Source organism: Curtobacterium subtropicum (genome assembly GCF_030362975.1).
GTDB classification, from domain to species: Bacteria; Actinomycetota; Actinomycetes; order Actinomycetales; family Microbacteriaceae; genus Curtobacterium; species Curtobacterium subtropicum.
In genome coordinates this window covers 517454-534797 of record NZ_JAUCMM010000001.1, presented here as the reverse complement: position 1 = coordinate 534797, position 17344 = coordinate 517454, and the positions used below count along the sequence as shown (strand labels likewise).

At 71.0% G+C, this 17344-nt stretch carries 13 protein-coding genes; 10 read left to right on the top strand and 3 right to left on the bottom strand.

Going from position 1 to position 17344, the window contains the following annotated elements:
• Nucleotides 1–44: 44 nt before the first annotated feature.
• The 4 genes from QUG98_RS02395 (at nucleotide 45) to QUG98_RS02380 (ending at nucleotide 4966) form a co-directional block, all read left to right on the top strand.
• Complete coding sequence (locus QUG98_RS02395) at nucleotides 45–1367, top strand: ABC transporter substrate-binding protein (RefSeq protein ID WP_289469026.1); 1323 nt, start codon at nucleotides 45–47, stop codon at nucleotides 1365–1367.
• 109 nt (nucleotides 1368–1476) lie between these two features.
• Entirely contained in the window at nucleotides 1477–2469 is a 993-nt protein-coding gene (locus QUG98_RS02390) for a carbohydrate ABC transporter permease (RefSeq protein ID WP_058748928.1), read from the top strand.
• Nucleotides 2466–3410 carry a carbohydrate ABC transporter permease gene (locus tag QUG98_RS02385; RefSeq protein WP_289469025.1) on the top strand — a complete coding sequence of 315 codons (945 nt, stop codon included), beginning with the start codon at nucleotides 2466–2468 and terminating at the stop codon, nucleotides 3408–3410. Before QUG98_RS02390 ends, QUG98_RS02385 begins: the two co-directional genes overlap by 4 nt.
• Nucleotides 3407–4966 (top strand): glycoside hydrolase family 32 protein, encoded by a 1560-nt coding sequence (locus QUG98_RS02380; protein ID WP_289469024.1) that lies wholly within the window; start codon nucleotides 3407–3409, stop codon nucleotides 4964–4966. The genes QUG98_RS02385 and QUG98_RS02380 overlap by 4 nt, the downstream gene beginning before the upstream one ends.
• Nucleotides 4967–5036: 70 nt before the next feature.
• On the opposite strand, the gene QUG98_RS02375 is transcribed toward QUG98_RS02380, so the two are convergent.
• Nucleotides 5037–5894: a formate/nitrite transporter family protein gene (locus QUG98_RS02375; RefSeq protein ID WP_289469023.1), complete on the bottom strand. Its 858-nt coding sequence runs from the start codon at nucleotides 5892–5894 to the stop codon at nucleotides 5037–5039.
• A 203-nt stretch (nucleotides 5895–6097) separates the two neighbouring features.
• On the opposite strand from QUG98_RS02375, the gene QUG98_RS02370 reads away from it, so the two are divergent.
• The 5 genes from QUG98_RS02370 to QUG98_RS02350 all read left to right on the top strand — a co-directional run bounded on the left by QUG98_RS02370 (nucleotide 6098) and on the right by QUG98_RS02350 (nucleotide 14999).
• On the top strand, nucleotides 6098–9892 hold the full coding sequence (locus QUG98_RS02370; RefSeq protein WP_289469022.1) for a glycosyl hydrolase: 3795 nt from the start codon (nucleotides 6098–6100) through the stop codon (nucleotides 9890–9892).
• 111 nt (nucleotides 9893–10003) lie between these two features.
• Nucleotides 10004–11527, top strand: a complete 1524-nt coding sequence (locus QUG98_RS02365; protein ID WP_289469021.1) for a discoidin domain-containing protein — start codon at nucleotides 10004–10006, stop codon at nucleotides 11525–11527.
• A 34-nt stretch (nucleotides 11528–11561) separates the two neighbouring features.
• Nucleotides 11562–12266, top strand: coding sequence for a 5'-methylthioadenosine/S-adenosylhomocysteine nucleosidase (gene mtnN, locus QUG98_RS02360; RefSeq protein ID WP_289469020.1), 705 nt, complete (start codon nucleotides 11562–11564; stop codon nucleotides 12264–12266).
• A gap of 433 nt (nucleotides 12267–12699) precedes the next feature.
• On the top strand, nucleotides 12700–14649 hold the full coding sequence (locus QUG98_RS02355) for a potassium transporter Kup (RefSeq protein WP_289469019.1): 1950 nt from the start codon (nucleotides 12700–12702) through the stop codon (nucleotides 14647–14649).
• Between the two features lie 131 nt (nucleotides 14650–14780).
• Entirely contained in the window at nucleotides 14781–14999 is a 219-nt protein-coding gene (locus QUG98_RS02350; RefSeq protein ID WP_289469018.1) for a hypothetical protein, read from the top strand.
• A gap of 41 nt (nucleotides 15000–15040) precedes the next feature.
• On the opposite strand, the gene QUG98_RS02345 is transcribed toward QUG98_RS02350, so the two are convergent.
• On the bottom strand, nucleotides 15041–15919 hold the full coding sequence (locus QUG98_RS02345) for a DUF808 domain-containing protein (RefSeq protein WP_289469017.1): 879 nt from the start codon (nucleotides 15917–15919) through the stop codon (nucleotides 15041–15043).
• Nucleotides 15920–16137: 218 nt separating this feature from the next.
• Between QUG98_RS02345 and QUG98_RS02340 the strand changes: the two genes are divergently transcribed.
• Entirely contained in the window at nucleotides 16138–16950 is an 813-nt protein-coding gene (locus QUG98_RS02340) for a glycoside hydrolase family 16 protein (RefSeq protein WP_289469016.1), read from the top strand.
• 54 nt (nucleotides 16951–17004) lie between these two features.
• On the opposite strand, the gene QUG98_RS02335 is transcribed toward QUG98_RS02340, so the two are convergent.
• Nucleotides 17005–17313 (bottom strand): hypothetical protein, encoded by a 309-nt coding sequence (locus QUG98_RS02335; protein WP_289469015.1) that lies wholly within the window; start codon nucleotides 17311–17313, stop codon nucleotides 17005–17007.
• Nucleotides 17314–17344: the final 31 nt, after the last annotated feature.

Sequence of the window (17344 nt, the reverse complement as noted above, 5' to 3'; positions counted from 1 at the left end):
CGACACAAAACGATTTGGGTTTGTGCGAGTGAAAGGTCGAAGTAATGAGGCTTCGTAAGGGCATCGCCGTCGCCGCCGCGCTCGCGGTCGGGACCGGCTTGACGCTGACCGGCTGCAGTGCCGGCGGATCCGGGTCGTCGTCGGGCGGCACCGTCACGATCTCCGGTGGGTTCACCGGTGCACAGGCCACGGCGTTCCAGAAGGACCTGGACACGTGGGCCAAGAGCCAGGGCATCACGGTCAAGTACTCGGGCAGCGACAGCTTCCAGACGTCGATCGTCACCCAGGTGAAGGGCGGTCAGGCCCCCGACATCGCGATCTTCCCCCAGCCCGGTGTGCTGAAGTCGCTCATCAGCCAGGGCATCCAGCCGCTCGACGACCTGATCGACGTCAAGAGCGTCACGGCGGACGAGGCGAACGGTCTCGCCGACATCGCGAAGGTGAACGGCAAGACCTACGGCCTGCCCTACAACATCAACGTGAAGTCGCTGGTCTGGTACGACCCGGCCGCGTTCAAGGCGAAGGGGTACGAGGTCCCGAAGACGGACGCCGAGCTCACGGCGCTGCAGGACAAGATCATCCAGGACGGCTCCGGCTACCCGTGGTGCGTCGGCATCGCGTCGCAGGGGTCGAACGGGTGGCCGATGACGGACTGGCTCGAGGAGTACGTGCTCCGCTACGGCGGCCTCGAGAAGTACGACGACTGGATCACCCACAAGGTGAAGTTCGACTCGCCGCTGGTCAAGAAGGCCGCGGGCAAGGTCGAGTCGATGATCTTCGCCGACGGCGCGGTCAACGGCGGCGGCAAGGCCATGGCGTCGACCGACTTCGGCGCGGCGGGCAACAACCTGTTCGTCGACGGCGGCAAGTCGGCCGGTCAGTGCTACATGATGCGCCAGGGCACGTTCATCACGGGCAACTTCCCGCAGACGATCCAGGAGCAGATCGCGAAGGGCGACACGACGAACGTGAACGCCTTCCCGCTCCCGACCCCGGAGGGCGCAGCGACGTCCGGCACGCTCGGCGGTGGTGACCTGGTCGCCGCGTTCAAGAAGGACGACGACACCAAGAAGGTCGTGGACTACCTGGTCGGCAAGGAGTTCGGCACGAACGGCTACGCCAAGAACTGGTCCGCCGCGCTCTCGCCGCACAACGACTTCCCGGCCTCGGAGTACACCAGCCCGTTCCAGAAGGTCGCCCAGCAGGCCGTGAAGGACTCGAAGGTCTTCGGCTTCGACGCCTCCGACCAGATGCCCGGTGCCGTGGGTGCCGGGACCGAGTGGACGAACCTGACGGCCTGGACGGCGGGACAGCAGTCCCTCGACCAGACCCTCAAGGCCATCGACGACTCCTGGCCGTCCCAGTAACACCCCCTCGCCGTGGGGGGGGGGGGGGGGGCCCCCGGGCCCCCCCCACGGCCCTCGGCGCCTGCACGCCGCGACAGCACACCCCGACAACGAAGTGAGGTGACCCCTCGTGCAGCAAGTCCTCAGCGTCCTCGTCTCCGTCATCGGCGGACTGGCCGTCTCGTTCCTGATCTACCTCGGGCTCAACTTCCTGGTCTCGAAGACGCACGGCAAGTGGCACGGTCGCCTGCTGCCCTACGTGTTCATCGGCCCGGTCCTGCTCCTCCTGCTCGTCTTCCTGGTCGTCCCGACGGTGCAGACCGTCATCCAGAGCCTGCAGAAGACCGACCAGTACGGCCTGACGTCCTTCGGTGGGCTCGACAACTACGTGTCGCTCTTCTCGACGCCGTCGTTCCTGTCGACCCTGCTCAACAACCTGCTGTGGATCATCGTCGTCCCCGCGGTGGTGGTCGTGATCGGCCTGCTCGTGGCCACCCTGGCGGACCGCCTCGGCCCGAAGCGCGAGAAGACCTTCAAGTCCCTGATCTTCCTGCCGATGTCGGTGAGCTTCATCGCCGCCGCGTCGATGTGGTCGTTCGTGTACGCGTACAACGCCCCGGGCCAGCCGCAGGTCGGCCTGCTCAACGGCATCTGGACCGCGATCACGCACCAGAACCCGATCCCGTGGCTGCAGAACGACTTCCTGCGCATGAACAGCTTCCTGCTCATGGCGGTCGTGATCTGGCTCAACGCCGGCTACGCGATGGTCCTGCTGTCCGCGGCGATCAAGGCCGTGCCCGAGGAGACGATCGAGGCGGCACGCATCGACGGCGCGAGCGAGCGCCAGGCGTTCTTCCGGGTGATCGCGCCCCAGATCCGCACGACGATCATCGCCGTCGGCATCACGGTGCTCATCACGGTGATGAAGATCTTCGACATCGTCTTCGCGATGACCAACGGGCAGTTCGACACGAACGTGCTCGGTGTCGAGTTCTACTCCCAGTTCTTCGCGTTCAACAACCCCGGGAAGGCGTCCGCCGTGGTCGTCATCCTCATCCTCGCCGTGGTGCCGGTCATCGTGTACCAGGTGCGGACCTACCGTGAACAGGAGGCCCTCCGATGACCGAGATCGTCCCGGTTGCCGGCGCACCGAAGCTCGTCGCGACGAAGCGCGAGCGGGTCACGAAGACCAGCGCCGAGCAGCGTCCCCGTGTCCTGCTCAGCATCGTGATGGGCATCATCGCGGTGCTCTGGATGGTGCCCGCGATCGGCCTGCTCGTCACGAGCTTCCGCACCACGACCGCCGCCCAGAGCACCGGGTGGTGGACCGTCTTCGGCAACCTGTTCGGCACCGAGTGGACCCTCGACAACTACTCGAACGCCCTGACGGGGGCGACCTCCGGCACCGGGCAGAGCCTGGCGGCCGAGTTCCTGAACAGCGTCGCGGTCGCGGTGCCGGCCACGATCCTGCCGCTGATGATCTCGGCGTTCGCGGCCTACGCGTTCACGTTCCTGCAGTTCCGGTTCAAGGAGTTCTACTTCGCGGTCATCGTCGGCCTGCTCGTGGTGCCGGTGCAGATCTCGCTCATCCCGGTCCTGCAGCTCTACAAGTCGATCACGGAGGCGACCGGACTGCAGATCACCGGGACCTTCCCCGCGGCCTGGATCGTGCACTCGGCGTTCGCGCTGCCGCTGTGCATCTACATCCTGCGGAACTACATGTCGACGCTGCCGGTCGCGCTGATCGAGGCAGCCCGCGTCGACGGGGCGTCGCACTTCCAGATCTTCTGGCGGCTCGCGGTCCCGATGTCCGTGCCGGCCCTGGCGTCGTTCGCGATCTTCCAGTTCCTCTGGGTGTGGAACGACTACCTCGTGGCGTACATCTTCATCGGCAACACGAACCCCGTGCTGCAGCAGGGGCTGCTCGGCCTGCTGGGACAGTACGGATCGGGCTGGAACCTGGTCGCGGCCGGGTCGTTCATCGTGCTGATCGTGCCCCTCGTGGTGTTCCTGTCGCTCCAGCGCTTCTTCGTCCGCGGCCTGACCGCCGGGTCCGTCAAGTGAGCACGGTGGCGGAGGCCGAGCACACGGAGTCGGCAGCGGACGGCGCCACGATCCGCCGTCCCCGGTGGCACTTCACACCCGCCCGGAACTGGATGAACGACCCGAACGGGCTCGTCCGTCACGACGGCCGGTGGCACCTGTACTTCCAGCACAACCCGAACGGCATCGACCACGGCACGGTCGGCTGGGGGCACGCGTCGAGCACCGACCTGCTGACCTGGACCGAGCACGAGGTCGCGCTCGAGGCCGACGACGACGGCCAGGTGTTCTCGGGCTCCGTCGTCCTCGATGCGGAGGACACGAGCGGACTCGGGTCGGCCGGGCACCCGCCCCTGGTCGCGATCTGGACCCAGGCGGCCGAGACCGAGCAGTCACAGGCCCTGGCGTCCAGCACGGACGGCGGGTACCGGTGGCGGAAGCACCCGGGCAACCCGGTGCTGCGTCGCGGGTCCGCCGACTTCCGCGACCCGAAGGTGTTCCGGTACGAGGGCGCCGACGGTCCCTGCTGGATCATGGTCGCGGTCGAGGCGCAGGACCGCCAGGTGCTCGTGCACCGCTCGACCGACCTGCGCTCGTGGACGCTCGTGTCGACCTACGGCCCGGCCGGCCCGGTCGGTGGGGTGTGGGAGTGCCCGGACCTGTTCCCGCTGACCGTCGACGGCGACCCGGACCGCGTGGTCTGGGTGCTGCTGATCAGCCTCAACCCCGGCGGGGTCGCGGGTGGTTCCGGCACGCACGTCGTGCTCGGGCAGTTCGACGGCGAGCGGTTCGTCCCCGAGGAGCCGCTGCCGGCCGAGACCCGGCTGTCGGACGGCTCGTGGCGGCAGCAGACCACCGAGGAGCTCGCGACGTACCGGTGGCTCGACCACGGTCCGGACGCGTACGCCGGCGTCACCTTCTCGGGCACCGAGGGCCCGGACCGGATCCTCGTCGCCTGGATGGGCAACTGGGACTACGCGAAGGAGCTGCCGACCCGGCCGTGGCGCGGCGCGATGACGGCCGCGCGGGTCCTCGGGCTCACCGAGCGGGGCGGGCGGCTCGAGCTGGTGCAGCGGATCGTCGGGCCGGACGGCGCTGCGGAGACGGTGCTCCGACGAGCGAGCGACGCGGCCAGCGAGCACGACCTGCCCGGCGTGGTCCGTGTCGAGGTCGCGATCACGCTGCGCGCGGCGGAGGGGACGGTGCGGCTCGACGTCGACGACGCCGACGGCCGCCGACGGCTCGGGCTCCGGTACGACGCCGCGGGCGCCTCGCTCCGACTCGACCGGCCCGCCGCTGACGGGCTCCCCGCGGCGTTCGAGCGGCACGTCGCCGCGACGGTCCGACCCGACGGCGACCGCGTGGCGCTCACCCTCTGGTTCGACGAGTCCTCGGTCGAGGTCTCGTCCGGCGGCGGGACCGGCTCGATGACGGCGCTGCTCGCCGGGTCGGCGACCGACGGCAGGCGCCGCCTGCTGGTGGACCCCGGCCCGCACGCGGTCGCCGTGACGGCGTCGGTCGGACCCGACGACACGGCGCCGGTGGAGCATCCAGCGGCCGGGTCGACGGCCGACTGAGGCGACCCGACGACGGACGGGAGGCCCGTGGCGGCGCCGCCACGGGCCTCCCGTCCGTCGTCCGTGCCGGTCAGCGCGTGGTGCCCCGCTCCTGCTCGTCGGCCCCTCGGTCCGGTGCGTCCGGCGCCTCGCGCCGCCGCCCGCGCAGCAGGTCCGCCGACCGGATGATCCGCAGCGAGGTCACGAGCACGACCCCGCCGAGGACGTTGAACAGGAGCACGTAGCCGAACCAGGCGGCCCACTGGCCGTAGGTGATCGCCGCACCGGCCTGGATCGCGCCGAAGACCAGCAGCGAGTCCAGGATCGAGTGGAAGAGTTGCAGACCGGCCAGCAGGAACCCGCCGGCGACTGCCGCGACGAGCTTCGCCGGGTCCGAGCTGGTGCCCTGCTGCATCCGCGTCACCAGGGTGATGGTGCTGCCACCGAGCACGGCGAGCACCGCGGTCTGCAGCCCGAAGGGCGCGTCGACGTAGTGCCGGGCGGACTCCTCGAGCACCGTGTGCCACTGCGGGAACGCCTGTACGACGAGCCACATCACGACCCAGCCGCCGGCGAGGTTGCTGACCAGCGTGCCGAGCCAGAGCCGGACGAGCTGCCGGACCGTGCCCTCGCGGGCGACGAGCGCCACGATCGGCATCAGGAAGTTCTCCGTGAAGAGCTCGCTGTGCGCCAGGTACAGCGCCACGAGCCCGATGCTGAAGGCGATGCCCGCGAGCAGGTGGCTGTCGGTCTCGTGCAGCACGGCGAGGTAGCCCATCACGCCGAGACCGATCTCCAGGCCGCCGGCGAAGCCCGTCGCCAGGACGACCCGGGTCGTGCGCTGCAGCCGTTCGGCGCCCTCGTCGACCACCGCGTCGAAGGACTCCTCGATCTCGTCCTCGACCGGGGCGTCGCTGTCGCCGACCTCGCGGCGTCGTTCGTCCGTCACCGGTCCGACCGTAGCCCCGCCGGACCCGGGCGGCGGCAGGGTGCGCATCCGGGCTCGGCGCCCGCGGACGGAGGCCACGCACCACCACGCTTCCGGGACGGATCCTCACTTCTGCTGACGTCGAGGTCGAGGCGGCCGACAGGGGTCCGTGCGACCCGACGCACGCACCGCCGCCGAACCTCCGCCCCGGAAGGGACCCCTCCGTGCACCTGGTCCGCACCGTCGTCGTCACGCTCCTGCTCGGCGCGCTCTCGCTCGCGCCCGTCGTCACCGCGGATCCCGCTGCCGCGGCCACCCCGCCGCCGGACACCGCGGCCACCTCGGCCGCCGGGTCGGGTACCGCCGATCCGGCACACCCGCCGGCGGAGCGGCCCGCGGCGACCGCTGCCGACCCGGCCGTGGCGAGCGTCGACGGCGTGCGCGTCGGCGACGGGTCCTACGCGCCGACGCCGCCGGCCGAGATCGCGTCCATCGCCGACGTGCGGAAGACCGTCGATCAGCACCTGTACATCGACCCGTCGCAGCAGGGGAAGCCCGTCCCCACGAACCAGTGGTGGACCGACCTGCTCGTCAGCAGGTACTCCGGCGACATGTGGGCGTACCCGTTCGTCTCGTCGAACAGTGCGCAGGGGACGAAGGTGACCTACCCGAGGTCCTGGAACGCCGACGGCACCGCGATGCGCCTCGACGCCCCGGTCACCGTCGGCGGCACGGTCGACCCGACGCCCGACGCGACGGACCGGGTGCTCGCCGACTTCGAGGACGGCCTGCCCGACGGGTGGACCACGACCGGGGACGCCTTCGCTGGGACCGCCTCCGGCACCGCTCCCGGACAGAGCGCGGTGTCGGGCTGGCTCGGCCGCGGGTTCCTCGACTCGTTCACCGGCCGTGACGGCGACGGCGCGACCGGCACGCTCACCTCGCCGGAGTTCACCGTCGACCGGTCGACCCTGGCCTTCCTGGTCGGCGGCGGTCGGCACCCCGGTGCCGAGGCGGTGCAGCTGCTCGTCGACGGCGAGGTCGTCGCAGAGGCCATCGGCGCGGACAGCGAGGAGCTGCGGTGGGCGTCGTGGGACGTGAGCCCGTACCGCGGCGAGACGGCGCAGCTCCGGGTCGTCGACTCGCTCCGCGCCGGGTGGGCGCACGTCCTGGTCGACCAGGTGCTGCTCACCGACGCCCCGGACGGCGTCGCGCAGCGGTTCACCACGGCGTTCTCCGCCGACCGGGCCGACGCCCTGCGTTGGGGCGACTGGAACGTCAGCTGGCGGATGCCGCAGGCGGGCCCGGGTGGCCAGTACATGGACGTGACGAGCGTGCAGGGGTCGCCGTACGAGTGGTTCGAGTTCCACGGCATGACCCCACGGATCACGCTGCAGGACGGTGCCGTGCTCACCGACGGTGCCGGTGCCGAACTCACCGGCGTGATCACGACGGACCGGTTCGAGGTCCGGCAGGACGGGCACGTGTTCGGCGTGCACGCACCCGCAGGCACGACGTTCACCCGCTCCGGCACCACGCTCGAGGCGTCCGCGGGCACCCCCTTCCTCGTGCTCAGCGCCGTGCCCGAGCAGGGACTGACGCTCGACGACCTGCACCGGACTGCCTTCGCCGTGCCGCGGGACACCCGGATGGACTACTCGTACGACCCCGCGGCGGGACAGGTCGAGCAGCGGTGGTCGCTGCAGACCGACGTGCTGCAGGGCACGGACCACGACACCGTCCAGGGGTGGTTGCAGCACCAGTACGCGGAAGCGACGCACGACCTCGACTTCACCGGTGCGACCTACGCCACACCGCGGGGCACGATGAAGACGACCGTGGGGCACGACGGCTGGACGCTGCGGTACGCCTTCAGCGGGCTGACCCCGATCGGCGCCGAGCCGACGAGCACGGGCGACGACCCGTACCGCGAGGACGTCATGCGGCAGTACCTGTCGGAGTACGCCGAGAAGACGACCTACGGCGGCGACACCTACTGGGGTGGTAAGGACCTGCAGCAGCTCGGCGCGTACATGAGCGTCGCGGACCAGATCGGCGACACCGAGGACGCCGACCGGATGCGGGCGACCCTCGAGCGTGCGCTCACGGACTGGTACACGTACAGCCAGGGCGAGCGGGAGCACTTCTTCGCGATGTACCCGACGTGGAAGGCCCTGATCGGCTTCGGCGACTCGTACGGGTCCGCACAGTTCAACGACAACCACTTCCACTACGGCTACTTCACGCTCGCGACCGCACTGCTCGGTCGGGCCGATCCGGAGTGGGCCCAGCGGTACGGCGAGATGGCGACCCTGGTCGCGAAGCAGTACGCGAACTGGGACCGGGACGACGAGCGCTTCCCGCACTTCCGCACCTTCGGGGTGTGGAGCGGGCACTCGAACGCCGGCGGTGTCTCCTCGCCGGGCGGCAACAACCAGGAGTCGTCGTCCGAGGCGATCCAGTCCGAGGCCGGGCTGTTCCTGCTCGGCACCGTGCTGGGCGACCGCGACATGCAGGCAGCGGGTGCGGTGCAGTACGTCACCGAGCGTGCAGCCGTGCGCGACTACTACCAGAACGCCCACGGCAACCCGGCGTCGGCTTCGTACGACGGGAACGGTGCGTTCCCCGAGGCCTACGACGCGGGCCAGGCGGGCATCCTGTTCGACTCCGGCCAGGCCGAGGCGACGTACTTCTCCGGCGACCCCGCGTGGATCTACGGGATCCAGTGGATGCCGACCGCGCCGTGGTTCACGTACTTCGGGTGGGACCCGGACTTCTCGAGGGCCCTCATGCGGCAGATGATGGCCGCACGGGGCGAGGTCGTCGGGCAGGACGGCGTCGTGAGCGGCAACGCCGGGCACGTGCAGATGCTCACGAAGAAGTGGTGGGGCGTCGGGACCTACGGGGACGTCGTGATCACGCAGGACCGGGTCGCCGCCATCGGCGAGCTGCAGGACGCGATCCGCGCCGTCGAGCGGAACCACCCGGGCTACGTGACGGCGAGGACCGCGTCCAACCCGCTGTACGACCGGTCGACGGACTCGCTGTACGTCTCGGTCGACGAGGACGGCTCCGTCGTGTTCCCGGCTCGGTACTGGACGCCCGAGACCCTGCCGGCGGCACTCGTGCCCGCGCAGCTCGACGGCCCGACGGCGGACCGGCAGCCGGGGGACTGGCCGACGCAGTCACCGCTCCTGCCGTTCCTCGTCACCGACTACCGGGCGGACCCCGCCACGATCGACCGGCTGTACGGCGTCGACCTGACCGACCACCGTCCGGGTGCCGACACGGCCCACGCAGCCGCGGTGTTCAGCGAGATGGGCGACGCGCTCGGCAACGTCGTCCTCGGGTTCCTCGCGCAGTACGACCCGGACACGTACGCCGACGTGCACGCCGCCCTCTGGGCCGACCAGGACCCGGCCGTGACCGGCCGCTCGATGGCCGGGATGGTCTACCACCAGGCGATGTCGAACCGCACCGTCGGGCACGAGGTCACCGACCGCCACACGTCCGACCCGCTGAGCCAGGTGTTCCGCGCTGCCGACGGCACGTACTCCTACGTGATCGACAACATCGACGACGTCCAGCGCACGTACGACGTCTTCGAGGGCCAGCGGGTCATCGGGCAGATCGCGGTACCCGCCCGGACGCAGATCACGTCGCACCTCGACGCCCGGCTGGCGGAGGTCGTCGTCGGGACCGAGGGCGACCCGCGGACGGTCACCCCGGGCAGCACGACCGTGTTCACCGCGACCGGCCACGACCAGTACGGCGCGACGATGCCGCTCGACGACGTGCGGTGGTCGACCAGTGCGGGGACGATCGACCAGGACGGCACCCTGCACGCGGGAGCGGCAGCGGACGAGGTGTCCGTCACCGCGACCGTCGGCACGGTCTCCGACTCGTACGAGCTCCGCGTCGCACCGGCGCCGCTGCTCACCGGCATCACGGTGACGCCCGACGTCACGCGCGTCGTGGTCGGCGAGCAGACGATCTTCTCGGCGACCGGGCACGACTAGTACGGCGACCCCGCGCCGCTGCCCACCGTCGTCACCTGGAGCACCACTGCACCCGGCACGGTCACCGGCGACGGGACGCTCACCACCTCGGCCCCAGGCGCGGGCTGGGTCGTGGCGACCGTCGGTGACGTCGAGGGTGCTGCCGTCGTGTCGTCGATCGCGTCGGTGCCCGTCGTCAGCGGGACCTCCGCCGTGGCGAGCTCGACGGACGGGGGCAACACCGCGGCGAAGGCCGTCGACGGGGACCCCGCCACCCGGTGGGAGAGTGCGCACGGCGTCGACACGGTGGACCTGACGCTCGACCTCGGTTCCGTGCGGGACGTCGAGGAGGTCCGGGTCACGTGGGAGAACGCTGCCGCGGCACGGTACGTCGTGCAGGTGTCCGACACGGACGACGGCCCCTGGCGGGACGTCCGCACCGTGACGAACACGGACGCCTCGGTCGACACCGTGCCGGTCGGAGCGACCGGCCGCTTCGTGCGGCTGCACCTGACCGACCGGCTCACCCAGTACGGCTACTCGGTGTGGGACGTGCAGGTGACCGGAACACCGACCGCGTCCGACGTGGACGTCCGTGACCTGCTGGTCGCCCCGCGCAGTGCCACGGTGCTGCCCGGCTCGTCCGTCCGGCTCGCGGCGTACGGCTTCGACGCCGACGGGTACGGCGGACTGCTGACCGGTGGTGCCCGGCCCACCTGGACCGCCGACGAGGGCACGACGGTGAGCGCCTCGGGCACGGCGACGGTCCCTGACCGGGGCGGCGTGACGACGACGGTGCACGCCACCCGTGGAGGCGCGACCGGGCAGGCCGTCCTCAGGACGCTCGACCAGGGTGTCGCACCGGTCGTGTCCCGCGACGTCGCCGTCGGCAAGCCGGTGACGACCTCGTCGGACGAGCGCGGCGACCTGTCCGGCGACGCGGCGGTCGACGACGACGACACGACCCGGTGGTCGAGCACCGCCCGCGACGGGGAGTGGCTCGCCGTCGACCTCGGTTCGGTGCTGCCGCTCGACCGCGTCGAGGTCGCCTGGGAGGCGGCAGCGGCCGCGTCCGACCACGTCGAGGTGCGCGACCGGGCATCGGACCCGTGGCGTACGGTCGCGACGACGACCGATGGCAGGGGTGGGACCGAGACGCACGCCCTCGACGGCGTCCGCGCCCGCTTCGTGCGCCTGGTCGCCGACACGCGCACCACGCAGTACGGCGTCTCCGTGTGGTCGTTCCGGGTGTTCTCCACCGAGGGCGCACCGACGCCGGACCTCGCCCGCCGCGCCGTGGTGTCGTCATCCGGCGACGAGTCGGCGGGGGTCCCGGCGCGCAACGCCGTCGACGGGGACCCGGGCACGCGATGGGCGAGCGAGCACCGGGACGACGCCCGGCTCGACGTCGACCTCGGCGCGCGGCACGAGGTGCACGAGGCGACGATCCGGTGGGAGGCCGCGTACGGCCGCGCCTACCGCATCGAGGGACGGGACGGGACGACCGGCGAGTGGACGACGATCGCGACGGTCACGGACGGCGACGGCGGCACCGACCGGGTCCCGCTGTCCGGCAGCTGGCGACAGCTCCGTCTGCAGGGTGTCGACCGGGCGACGCCGTACGGCTACTCGCTCTGGACGTTCGAGGTCCGGTGACGGCGGTGGGACCGCGCCGTGCGAGGATCGGTCGGTGCAAGCAACGCCCGTCGCCGTCGTCATCGCCGCGATGACCGAGGAACTGTCCGCCGTCGCCGCCCTGCTCGGGGGCGTGGTCATCGACGACGGCCCGGTCGGCGGACACGACGAACACCACCTGCTCGACGTGGACGGCTCGGTGGTCGCCCTGCGACGCAGCGGCATCGGGTTCACGAACGCCACGGCGGCCGTCGCGCACTGCTACCACGACTTCGGTGCCGTCCCCGTGCTCAGCGTCGGCACCGCCGGGGGCCTGATGCGCGGCGTCCAGATCGGCGACGTCGTCGTCGGTGAGCACTACGTCAACATCAACGCGGACGCGACGGCCTTCGGCTACGCGCTCGGGCAGGTCCCGGGGATGCCGCCGCAGTACGCACCCGACTCGCGGATGCTCGCCCGCGCGGCGGCCGCGCAGACCCCGTACCGCATCCGGTCGGCGACCATCGGGTCGAGCGAGGTCTTCGTGACCGAGGGCCGCGCCCGGACCCTGCGCGAGGTCTTCCCGGCGGTCGCTGCAGTGGACATGGAGTCGGCCGCGATCGCCCAGTTCGCACACGTGCACGCCATGCCGTTCCTGTCGATCCGGGGGATCAGCGACCTGTGTGCGCCCGACGGCGACGAGTTCCGCGAGCACCTCGACGATGCGTCGGCGCGTGCTGCGCGCGTGGCACACGACGTGCTGCTCGACCTGGCGGCCTGAGGCGACGGCCGGTACCGACCGGCGGACGGGAGGCGCGGCACCCGTCGGTCCCGCGCCTCCCGTCCGCTGGTCGCCGGTCTCGTTCTGTCGCGCCGGTCCCGCAGACCGGCGCGGCTCAGCGACGCCGTCGGCTGGCGATCAGGCCGCCGAACACCAGGACGACCGCGATCACGAAGACGATCAGCTGGGCCGGCTCGAACCCGTCGAGGTTCATGGTGCACTCCTTCCGTGCGCGGGACGTCCGCGCTCGCGTCGCCCCGAACGGTAGGACGCGGTTCCTGTACACGTCGAGGGGGCGGGGTACGTGTCCTCCACACCAGCCGGTCTCCGCACAGTCGTGCACGGATGGGTGTCCGCCGTGAACGCCGGAGTGCGAGCGGTGCAAGGATGATCCGCGGTCGTCGCCCGGACGACCCCGACGGAAGAGACGAGCGTGACCGAGACCCGCTCCCAGTCGCCGACGACCGACGCGGTCGACGACGGCGCCCACGGCCCCGCCAAGGGCGTCGCCGCCCTGGCGCTCGCCGCGCTGGGCGTCGTGTTCGGGGACATCGGCACGAGCCCCCTCTACGCCCTCCGCACGGTGTTCACCATCGACGGCGGCATCGTCAAGGCGAACCAGGAGGACGTGTACGGCGTCATCTCGATCATGTTCTGGAGCGTCACGATCGTCGTGTCGATCAAGTACGTGCTCGTGCTCATGCGTGCCGACAACGACGGCGAGGGCGGGGTGATGGCGCTCGCGGCCCTGGCCCGGCGCCTGTACGCGAAGCGTCGCGGGGGAGCGACGGTCTTCCTGGTCATCGGCATCATCGGCGTCTCGCTGTTCTACGGCGACTCCGTGATCACGCCGGCCGTGTCCGTCCTCTCCGCGGTCGAGGGGCTGTCGACCGCGGCACCGTCGCTCGACCACCTCATCGTGCCGATCGCGGCGGTCATCCTGGTGCTGCTGTTCCTGGTGCAGCGGTTCGGCACCGGCAAGGTCGGCAACCTGTTCGGGCCGGTGATGCTGCTCTGGTTCGTCGTCATCGCGGTCGCCGGCGTGCCGCACATCGTGGCGCACCCCGGTGTCCTGCAGGGGCTGTCGCCGACGTGGGCGATCGCCTTCCTCGTCGCCCACCCGTACATCACCTTCGTGGCGATGGGCGCTGTCGTGCTCGTCATCACCGGGGCCGAGGCGCTGTACGCGGACATGGGCCACTTCGGTCGGCCGGCGATCCTGCGCGCCTGGTTCTTCGTCGTGTTCCCGGCGCTCGTGCTCAACTACCTGGGGCAGGCGTCGCTCGTGCTCGAGGACCCCTCGGCGGCGAAGGACCCGTTCTTCCTGCTCTTCCCCGATGCCCTGCAGATCCCGGTCGTGGTGCTCGCGACGATGGCCACGGTGATCGCGAGCCAGGCCGTCATCTCCGGTGCCTTCTCGCTCACGCGCCAGGCGATCCAGCTCGGGTTGCTGCCACCGCTCACGATCCGGCAGACCTCGCGTGAAGAGGGCGGCCAGATCTACCTGCCGGCGGTCAACCTGCTGCTCTTCATCGGTGTGCTGGCGATCATGCTCGCCTTCCGGTCGTCGGCGAGCCTGGCGACGGCGTACGGGGTGTCGGTCACCGGCGCGCTGGTCGTGGACACGCTGCTGCTGCTCCTGGTCGTCAAGCCGCTCTGGCACTGGGCGACGTGGAAGCTCGTGTTGGCCGCCGTGGTCTTCGGCGGTCTCGAGCTGACCTTCCTCGCCGGCAACCTGTCGAAGATCGTGCACGGCGGTTGGGTCCCGCTGCTCATCGCCCTCGCGGTGATCACGCTGATGACCACGTGGCGCCGTGGACGGCAGCTCGTGCAGGAGGAACGCAAGGAACGCGAGGGGTCGCTCGCCGGCTTCATCGAGCGCATCAACACGAAGCACATCCCGCGGGTCGAGGGGATCGCGATCTTCCCGCACCCGAACAAGGAGACGACCCCGCTGGCCCTCCGGGCGAACGTCGAGCACAACCACGTGGTGCACCGGACCGTGCTCATCGTCTCGGTGCTCACCGCGAACGTGCCGCACGTGCCGCACGCGAAGGCGTTCTTCCGTGACGACCTCGGCTACGAGGACGACGGCATCGACCACATCACCGTGAAGTTCGGGTTCTCCGACGACCAGGACCTGCCGCGCGCCCTCCATGCCGCCTGTCTGGCCGAGGTGCTCGACATCGACCCGGACGAGATCGCGAAGGCGTCGTACTTCATCTCGCGCGGCGCCCTCCGGCCGCAGCCGGGCAACCGGGGCATGGCGCGGTGGCGCAAGAAGCTCTTCGTCGGCCTGGCGCACAACGCAGCCGATCCCGCCGCCCGGTTCGGCCTGCCGGCCCAGCGCACCGTGACGATGGGCAGCGACGTCGAGCTCTGACCGCGGTCGCGCCCAGGGCCGTCGAGCTCCGAGCGCCATCGGCGCTGCACACCGTCCAGGTGGACGGCGTAGCGTCCGACGGGTCGTTCCGCCAACCGGGCTCCTGCGGCACCGAGCGGAAGCCGCCCATCATGGCACACCGGAACGACCTCACCTGGCATCAGGACCGCGATGACTCCTGGTCGGCCTGGGCGGACGGTCGCCCGATCGCGCGGATCACGCACGACCGACAGTACGAACTTGTCTCGCAGGACGGCACGGTCCGCGGCTCCCACAGCGCACTGGGCAGTGCTCAGGCGCAGCTCGAGGCCTGGTACCTCTGGACGGCGACCACCGACCCGGACGCCTGAGTCCGCCGGCGTCGCGGGACGGACGCGCGTCGGTCTCGCGATCAGTGGGTGCGACCGCGCAGCCGGCCGATGCCGAGGACGACGCCGACCACGACCATGCCGAGCACGAGCCCGAACACTGCCGACACGGCGGTGTCGACGATCCACGTGACGACCGGACCCGCGGCCTCGACCGCGTGCTCGATCGCCTGCAGCAGGTGCTCCGGTCCGGCCCAGAGCGTCTCCGCCAGGTTCGCGATCACCAGGTGCCCACCGACCCAGAGCATCGCGACCGTCCCCACGATGCTGATGACGCGGAAGACCGTCGGCATCGCGCGCACGATCCGCGCTCCCGCTCGACGGGTCCGTCGCGAGTCGTTCTTCATCATCTGCAGACCGATGTCGTCGACCTTCACCAGCAGTGCGACGGCGCCGTAGACCAGGGCCGTCATCCCGAGCCCGATGAGTGCGAGGGCGCCGACCTTCGGCCAGAAGGCGAGCCCCGTGTCCAGGCTCGACAGGGCGATGAGCATGATCTCGGTGCTCAGGATGAGGTCGGTGCGGACCGCGCCGAAGACGAGCTTGGGCTCCGTGGTGGGCTGCGCGTCGCCCGTGGTCTCGTGGTGCACGCCGAACCACTCGGTGACCTTCTCGGCCCCTTCGAAGCAGAGGTACGTCCCACCGATGACGAGCAGCCACGGGAGCACCCACGGGGCGAACGCCGACAGCAGCAGCGCCAGCGGGATGATGATGACGAACTTGTTGAACAGGCTGCCGAGCGCGATGCGTCCGACGACCGGGAGCTCGCGGGCCGGTTGCAGCCCCTGGACGTACTGCGGCGTGACCGCCGCGTCGTCGATCACGACCCCTGCGGTCTTCGCGCTGGCCTTGAGGGCCGCGGAGAGGATGTCGTCCACCACGGCGAGCAACCCGACTGACATGCCGCTCACCCTACTGGAGCGGTTCCCGGCGGCCGGACCGGTCAGGGGCAGACCGTTCTGCCCGCGTGATCGGGGGACATCACCGCGGGTTCCCTGACAGCCCGGGGTGGGTTCACTGACGGCAGCCCTTCCCGAGCCGACACAGCTGGGCACACCGAGCACCACCACCATGGTGCATCGACGCCACCCACGTCGTCGCCCCCAGGCAGGAGCGCCCCATGCAGTCCTCGATCGTCGCGGCCCTCACCGTCGCCGTCCTCGCCGCCGGCGCGGTCGCCGGCGTCTCGACCCCCGACCCCGCATCCGCCGCCGACACGTCGAGCGGCACGACCATCGCGCCGTCGGGCAACGTCGTGTCGAACGGACGGACCTGGAAGCAGACCGCCGTGCAGGACTTCTTCCGGTCCGCGCCCGCCGGCACCTTCCGCATGAAGTACCCGCGCATCGGCCTGTACGACGGGTTCTCCGACACGAGCGGGCAGGGTCGTTACACGCCGTCGAAGGTGTTGAGCGTGCACGGCGGCGTGCTCGACTTCTGGCTCCGGTCCGACCGCGGGCAGCCGCTCTCGGCGGCGGTGATGCCCGACGGGTACGCACCGCACCGTACGGGCCGGGTGTCGATCCGCTACAAGACCACGACGACCCCGGGCTACAAGTTCAGCGTGATCCTCTGGCCGTCGAGTGACGACTGGAACCAGGGGGAGATCGACTGGCCGGAGGCCACCCTCGGTGCGCCTCCCCGTCCGGCGTCGGCGATCCCGGGCAGCCTGCGGAACGGCGCCATGACGTTCCAGCCGGAGCGCGAGACCTTCGCGCCGACCGACACGAGCAGCTGGCACGTCGCCACGACGGAGTGGGACGCCGGCGTCGTCCGCTTCTACTGGGACGACGTGCTCGTCGCGTCGACGACGAAGGCCGTGCCGACGCAGCCGATGCGGGTCACGTTGCAGGCCGAGACCGACACGGGCGCACGGGTGCCGGCGACCGCCTCCGGGCACGTGAGCGTCGACTGGATCGCGATCTACGACTGACGGGAGGCGCGGTGCCGGTGAGCTGACCCGCGCACCGGCACCGGGCCTCCCGGCTCACTCCGTGGTGTGTCGGGCGGTCAGCCGACCCGCACCGAGCGGCAGCAGCCCACTGCGGTAGGCGAACCGGTCGGCGTCGCCGACCGTGCTGCTGGCGGCGCCGAAGCGCCACAGGCGGTTGAAGCAGGAGACCCCGATCCGGGTGGAGCCGTCGTCGGCGACCGCCCAGGTGCCGGTGCCCCACTGGGCGGGGTGACCGACGCCGTCGATCGTCACCGTCGGTCGGGCGCCCCACGTCAGCAGCGGTCGGTCGAGGTCGAGGGTGATCCGGCGCTTCGTCGTACCGGACGGCTGCGGGGTGTCCATGCGGTCAGGCTAACGGCGCGCCCCACCCTGA